This is a genomic window from Bacillota bacterium, from assembly GCA_030705925.1.
Taxonomy (GTDB): Bacteria; Bacillota; Clostridia; order Oscillospirales; family Feifaniaceae; genus JAUZPM01.
The window spans coordinates 1-5839 of record JAUZPM010000100.1 but is presented as its reverse complement, the minus strand read 5'-3'; the positions used below and the strand labels follow the sequence as shown (position 1 = coordinate 5839).

The 5839-nt window shown below is 37.8% G+C and carries 8 protein-coding genes; 7 read left to right on the top strand and 1 reads right to left on the bottom strand.

Translation table 11 applies throughout. The annotated features are described in order from the left end of the window. A partial coding sequence (locus Q8865_10860; protein ID MDP4153917.1) for a macrolide ABC transporter ATP-binding protein occupies positions 1-225 on the top strand: 225 nt, incomplete at its 5' end. On the opposite strand, the gene Q8865_10855 is transcribed toward Q8865_10860, so the two are convergent. Continuing rightward, a complete protein-coding gene (locus Q8865_10855) occupies positions 218-1207 on the bottom strand; it encodes a Mur ligase family protein (protein MDP4153916.1) in 990 nt (329 codons plus the stop codon). The genes Q8865_10860 and Q8865_10855 overlap by 8 nt on opposite strands. Positions 1208-1340: 133 nt before the next feature. On the opposite strand from Q8865_10855, the gene spoVG reads away from it, so the two are divergent. The 6 genes from spoVG to Q8865_10825 all read left to right on the top strand — a co-directional run bounded on the left by spoVG (position 1341) and on the right by Q8865_10825 (position 5820). Continuing rightward, positions 1341-1664: a septation regulator SpoVG gene (spoVG, locus tag Q8865_10850; protein ID MDP4153915.1), complete on the top strand. Its 324-nt coding sequence runs from the start codon at positions 1341-1343 to the stop codon at positions 1662-1664. A gap of 28 nt (positions 1665-1692) precedes the next feature. Next, the gene (locus Q8865_10845) at positions 1693-2850 is read left to right on the top strand and encodes a hypothetical protein (GenBank protein ID MDP4153914.1); all 1158 of its coding nucleotides are present in this window, start codon (positions 1693-1695) and stop codon (positions 2848-2850) included. Positions 2851-2940: 90 nt separating this feature from the next. After that, positions 2941-3312: a GntR family transcriptional regulator gene (locus Q8865_10840; GenBank protein ID MDP4153913.1), complete on the top strand. Its 372-nt coding sequence runs from the start codon at positions 2941-2943 to the stop codon at positions 3310-3312. Next, a complete protein-coding gene (locus Q8865_10835) occupies positions 3309-4007 on the top strand; it encodes an ABC transporter ATP-binding protein (protein ID MDP4153912.1) in 699 nt (232 codons plus the stop codon). Before Q8865_10840 ends, Q8865_10835 begins: the two co-directional genes overlap by 4 nt. Next, positions 4001-4792, top strand: coding sequence for a hypothetical protein (locus Q8865_10830; GenBank protein MDP4153911.1), 792 nt, complete (start codon positions 4001-4003; stop codon positions 4790-4792). The genes Q8865_10835 and Q8865_10830 overlap by 7 nt, the downstream gene beginning before the upstream one ends. 212 nt (positions 4793-5004) lie before the next feature. Then, positions 5005-5820, top strand: a complete 816-nt coding sequence (locus Q8865_10825; protein ID MDP4153910.1) for a sigma-E processing peptidase SpoIIGA — start codon at positions 5005-5007, stop codon at positions 5818-5820. Positions 5821-5839 lie beyond the last annotated feature (19 nt).

The following is a 5839-nucleotide window of genomic DNA, read 5'->3' as shown; positions in this document are numbered from 1 at the left end:
TTCGCCGACGAGCCCACGGGCAACCTCGATTCGAAATCGGGCAAGAACGTCATGTCCATCATCCAGCGCCTGAACGAGAAAGAGGGAAGGACCATCGTCCTCATCACCCACGAGACCGCCACGGCCGAGCACGCCGAGCGCATCATCCGCCTCATGGACGGGAAGATAGAGAGCGATACCAAGGTCAAGAACCGCCTCTCAGCCGATTCGGAGTACGTCAAATGATCAAAACGCCATGACCCTGAAACACATATTCAAAGCGGCGGCGGGCACCTTTAAATTTGGACAGTGATGATTTAATTTCTTCGAATGAAATGCCTGAAATTCTTGCGACTGCAATAGCGGCAAGAGCGTTATAAACATTATGCCTGCCGGGAATAATAAGAGATAGATCGCCAAGTAATTTTCCATGTTCATATACATCAAAGACAGGATAGCCGGAAATGCTTTTTATTTCAGCGAAATAATCAGCTGTTGGGTCAACAAGCGAAGTGTAGACTGATGTACCCTGATAATTTTTAGCAATATCACGGCAGTTTTTATCATCACCGCATAGAACAGCTGTTCCATCGCTTCCGGTTTTGCTTATAAACTTTGAAAATGATGCCTTTATTTCGTCTATGTCTCTGAAAAAGTCAAGATGATCTGCGTCTATATTAAGAACTACAGCAATTTTTGAAGGAAAATTTAAAAAAGAATTGAGGTATTCACAAGCTTCAAATATAATAGTATCACTGTGACCAATGTGATAATTTGTTCCTGTTGCAGGCATTGCTCCGCCAACTAAAACTGTTGGATCTTTTTCCGAGTCGAGAAAAATCTGTGCAAGCATTGAAGTGGTAGTTGTCTTACCATGTGTGCCGGAAACAGCGATAGGATTTTGATACTTTGATAATAGTTCACCCATGAAAGGAGCCCGTTCAACTGCCGGAATGCCAAGACGAGCAGCTTCAACAAGCTCAGGATTATCTTTTTTCACCGCTCCAGTATAAATAATTAAATCTTTACCATTTACATTTTGCGATTTATGACCTATAATAATATCGATACCTTTTGTTACCAATGTCGTGACTGCCTGTGATTTCTGCATGTCGGAGCCGGTAACATGATAGCCCTTTTGGAGCATAATCTCAGCAAGGGCACTCATGCTAACACCGCCAATGCCGACAAAATGAATGTTATGTATATGATTATTTAGATAACTCATGTATTTGATCATTCCGTTTCGTAAAAAGTTTATACTATTATTATACTCTCTTTTTTCGAAAATTAAAACTCTTAGTTTAGGTTGCATAACAGGTTAAAGCCTGTTAATAATAGTTGCAGGAGGCTTGCAGATTATGAAAATCACAGACATCAGAATTAGAAAATTAATCAATGAGGGAAAAGTTAAAGCAGTTGTATCAGTGACGTTTGATGATTGCCTTGCGGTACATGACATCCGTATTATTGAAGGTACGGAGCGCATGTTTGTCGCAACGCCTAGCCGCAAAGCAAGTGACGGAACATTTAGAGACATTGTCCATCCTATAAACTCAGAATTCAGGGCTGAACTCGAAAAAGCTATCATACAAAAGTATGAGGAAGCTGCGGCTATGGCAGCAGAGTCAGAGGGACCTGCAGTTGCCCAGCCTGCAAAAGAACCCCCTGCACTTGAGCTTTAAAAAAACATTGTTCACAGGGTGACGATTTTTGAAAAATACGTCTTTTAATCTGCCCGCTGATGTAAGGGACATACTTTTGACTTTTGAAAAGTTGGGGTATGACGCTTATATTGTCGGCGGGTTCGTGAGAGATTCGATTTTAAACAGGCAAATAAACGATTTTGATATCGCTACAGATGCGTTGCCTGATGAAATCGAATCTCTTTTTAGCAAAACTTTTCCGCAGGGGAAAAGTTTTGGAACTGTAGCCGTTTTTACAGGAGAGCGTTGGGTCGAGGTTACCACATTCCGTCATGACGGAGAATATGTCGGTGCGCGTAAACCCAGAAATGTTACTTTTTCAAAAAGAATAGAAGAAGATTTGCAGCGGCGTGACTTTACAGTTAACGCCGTTGCTTATCATATAAAAAAGGGTGTTATTGATTTATTTAATGGGGTTAATGATATCCATAATGGAATCATAAGAGCCGTTGGTGACCCTATATGCCGTTTTAATGAAGACGCTCTGCGTATTTTGCGTGCTTATAGATTTGCAGCAGTGCTTGGGTTTTCAATTGAAGAAGAGACAAGGAGAGCTGCTATTAAAAGTGCATCTTTACTTGATCTAATAAGCGGTGAACGGGTAAGAGAAGAATTGTTTAAAATATTGGAATCAGATAATCCAGATGAAATTTGGAAACTTGATGAAGACGGTATTTTATCTTTTAATATAGCAAAAGCTTCAATTTCCTTGAAAGATGTAGCAAAGGAAGAAATAATGGCGGCATTTTTTTTATGCTTATCGGAAAACAGCCGTGGATATTACATACACCGGCTCAGACTTTCTAATGAGCAGTCAAAAAAGATACGTGATGTTGCAGAAATTGATAAAATATATAAAAGAGAGTTTGACAGAGCTTCCGTTAAAAGGTTGATGTTTCGATTTGGAGTCAATCCATTAATTTCATATGCTCTGATAAGTAAAGAGCAGGATTTGTTAAAATTAATTAAGGATATTGAATACACCAAAGAGCCGTATAATTTATCAGGATTAAATTTAACCGGAAATGATTTGATTGATGCCGGATTTGAAGCTGGAAGAAATATCGGGATAATGATGAAAAATGCTTTAGAGCATTGCATAGAAGTCCCCAAAGATAATAAAAAGGATATTCTAATATCATATTTAAAAAATAATGCGCTTTAACGCATTATTTTTTTTTTATATATTGACAAACCAGAGCCTTTGTATTATTGTATTAAGTGCGTAATACAGTAATACAAAGGAGGCAGCATATTGAAATGGAGTTTTGAACCAGATCGCCCGATTTATATCCAGATAATGGATGAGATTAAAAGCCGGATCATTTCAGGAGAATACAAACCGGGATATCGACTTGAATCGGTAAGAGAGCTTGCAGCTGATGCATCGGTCAATCCTAATACGATGCAAAAAGCTTTAAGTGAACTTGAGCGTGAGGGATTGGTATTTGCACAAAGAACCAGCGGGAGAATGATAACGGAGGATAAGGTTATGATCGAACAGTTGAAAAGTAAGACGGCTCTATCATACATTGATGCGTTTCTTGAAAAGATGCAAACAATGGGATATTCACCTAAAGAAATCTTAGTAATATTAGAAAAAACAGTAAAGGAGAAAGCACAATGACGCCTATTTTACAGTGCATAAATTTATGCAAAAATTACGGAAGTAAAAAAGCGCTTAATGGTGTGAATTTTACTGTTGAACGGGGAAGAATCATAGGACTGCTGGGGCCAAATGGAAGCGGAAAGACAACTATTATTAAACTTGCTAACGGACTTTTGACGCCCTCTTCAGGAGATATTCTGGTCGGTGGTTTCAAACCCGGCATTGATACAAAGAAAATAGTCTCATATCTTCCAGAACGCACATATTTAAACGATTGGATGAAAGTTAACGACCTTTTAAATTTTTTCGGCGATTTTTACACTGATTTCAGACGTGAACGTGCACTTGATATGTTATCAAAGCTTGGAATTGATCTTAATGATACTTTGAAAACCATGTCAAAGGGTACTAAAGAAAAGGTGCAGTTAATACTCGTAATGTCCAGAGACGCAGAACTGTATCTTCTTGACGAACCTATTGGCGGAGTTGATCCTGCCGCAAGGGATTATATTTTAAATACGATCATTACAAATTATAACGAAAATGCCTCAGTTATAATATCGACGCATTTGATCTCGGATGTTGAAAATATTCTGGATGACATAATATTCATAAATCGGGGAGATATCGTGCTTGCAGACAGCGTTGACAATGTAAGGGCTCAGCACAACAAATCGGTTGACGCATTATTCAGGGAGGTATTCAAATGTTAGGAAAACTAATGAAGTATGAGCTTAAGTCATCCGCACGGATTTTGCTGCCTCTTTATGCCGCTGCTCTGATTATGTCTTGCGTAACAAAACTAACTTTTAAAGTTGGCGGCACGTTTCCACGTATTATTTCATCACTGCTTATGACCGGCATCTTTATCGCTTTTATTGTTATGACTTTTTTAATTCTGATACAGCGATTTTATAAAAACTTATTGGGTGACGAGGGTTATCTTATGTTTACGCTTCCGGTAAAATCGATATCCCTAATATTCAGCAAGCTGGTCGGCGCCTTAATCTGGTTGTGCGCAGGTTCTTTTATTTCAATAATATCATTTTTAATTCTTGCTGCTAATCATATTATGTTAAAATCATTGTTTTCAAGTTTTATCGGATTATTTAAATATTTTAATTTTTCGACTGCGCTTGTTGGAATTCAGCTGGTAATATTTGCGGTTTTATCAGTATCGGTACCGGTTTTGATGGTCTATAGCTCACTTTCAATAGGGCAATTATCCAATAGTCATAAAGGACTTGCATCATTTGGAACATTCATAGGAATCAGTACTGGAATGCAGATAATTGCATCACTACTCCTTACATTTATGAATTCGATTCACGCTTTTGATACGATAGAAAAAACGCTAAGAAATCTTTTTGCTGTTAACAACGGACTTCCTGCAATAAATCTTGTGATTTTTATTGCTAATCTAATAACTGCTGCACTAGCGGTATTATTCTTCTATTTGACTAATAACTTCTTGACAAAAAAACTAAATCTTGAATAAACCATATCATTAAAAAACAGCCGGACGGTGATTTTCGCCAGTCTTGGCTGTTTTTTTTATAAATTAAAATAAAAAAGATACCATCTGGTCGAAAAATCGGGAATGCACAGCAAGGTTTACAAGTTTATTTATTTTTCACTGTACTAAATGTGACAGCTTTGTACATTTTGCTTTGATATACTTTTATCATAAACGATTGGAGGCAGTGAATTATGCGTGTTGTTTATTTAGACGCACTTTTTTTATTCAACTTCTCGATCGATTTTTTGCTGATTAGACTGACTTCAGCTATTGCCGGAAAGCATGTTAAGACTGCTCGCATAATCCTAGCCTCCTTAATAGGCGCGGTTTACGCATGCATAGTATTTTTTATGCCAAAGTCTTTCCTTTCCGGATTAGTAAAAATATTAGGAGCTGTACTATGCGTTATAATAGCCTTCCGTTTTACTTCTTTTAAATCTTTTTTAAAACTTACATTATTACTGCTTGCAATAACGTTCAGTTTCGGCGGTGGTTTTTACGGTCTGTACAGCCTTTTTGGAGACGGAAGGAAAATGCGGATTGTAAACGGTGTGCCTTATCTTGAAATTTCGCCTGTCGTATTTGGGGCTATTTTCTTTTTATTATACGGAATAATAAAATTAAGCTTTTATATTTTTACAAGAAGCAGAGCATCACAGCGCAAATTATTAGATGTTAACGTCGATATATTTGGAGAATCAAAAAAGTACATAAGCCTTGTTGACACTGGACATAAACTTACAGAACCGTTTACTAAATTTCCGGTACTTGTAGTAGAGGATGAATCGCTCGAAAAACAAATATCATGCGCGGAAACAGGCGTTTATATTATACCTTTCCGTTCTGTTGGAAATGGGGGCGATATACTGATAGGAATACGCCCTGAATGTGTGCAAATAAACGGAAAAAAAATTGATGATATTATAATTGCTCCTACTGCTCTGCATTTGAGCGGAGACGGTGAATTCAATGCTTTGATCGGCGAAGATGCGCTGGTAACGTTATAATGAGGTGGATTATGAATAG

Excerpts from the sequence above, each read along its gene's own strand:
- Q8865_10835 (MDP4153912.1), top strand. The coding sequence starts at position 3,309 with ATGACGCCTATTTTACAGTGCATAAATTTATGCAAAAATTACGGAAGT.
- Q8865_10825 (MDP4153910.1), top strand. The coding sequence starts at position 5,005 with ATGCGTGTTGTTTATTTAGACGCACTTTTTTTATTCAACTTCTCGATC.
- Q8865_10830 (MDP4153911.1), top strand. The coding sequence starts at position 4,001 with ATGTTAGGAAAACTAATGAAGTATGAGCTTAAGTCATCCGCACGGATT.
- Q8865_10855 (MDP4153916.1), bottom strand. The coding sequence starts at position 1,207 with ATGAGTTATCTAAATAATCATATACATAACATTCATTTTGTCGGCATT.
- spoVG (MDP4153915.1), top strand. The coding sequence starts at position 1,341 with ATGAAAATCACAGACATCAGAATTAGAAAATTAATCAATGAGGGAAAA.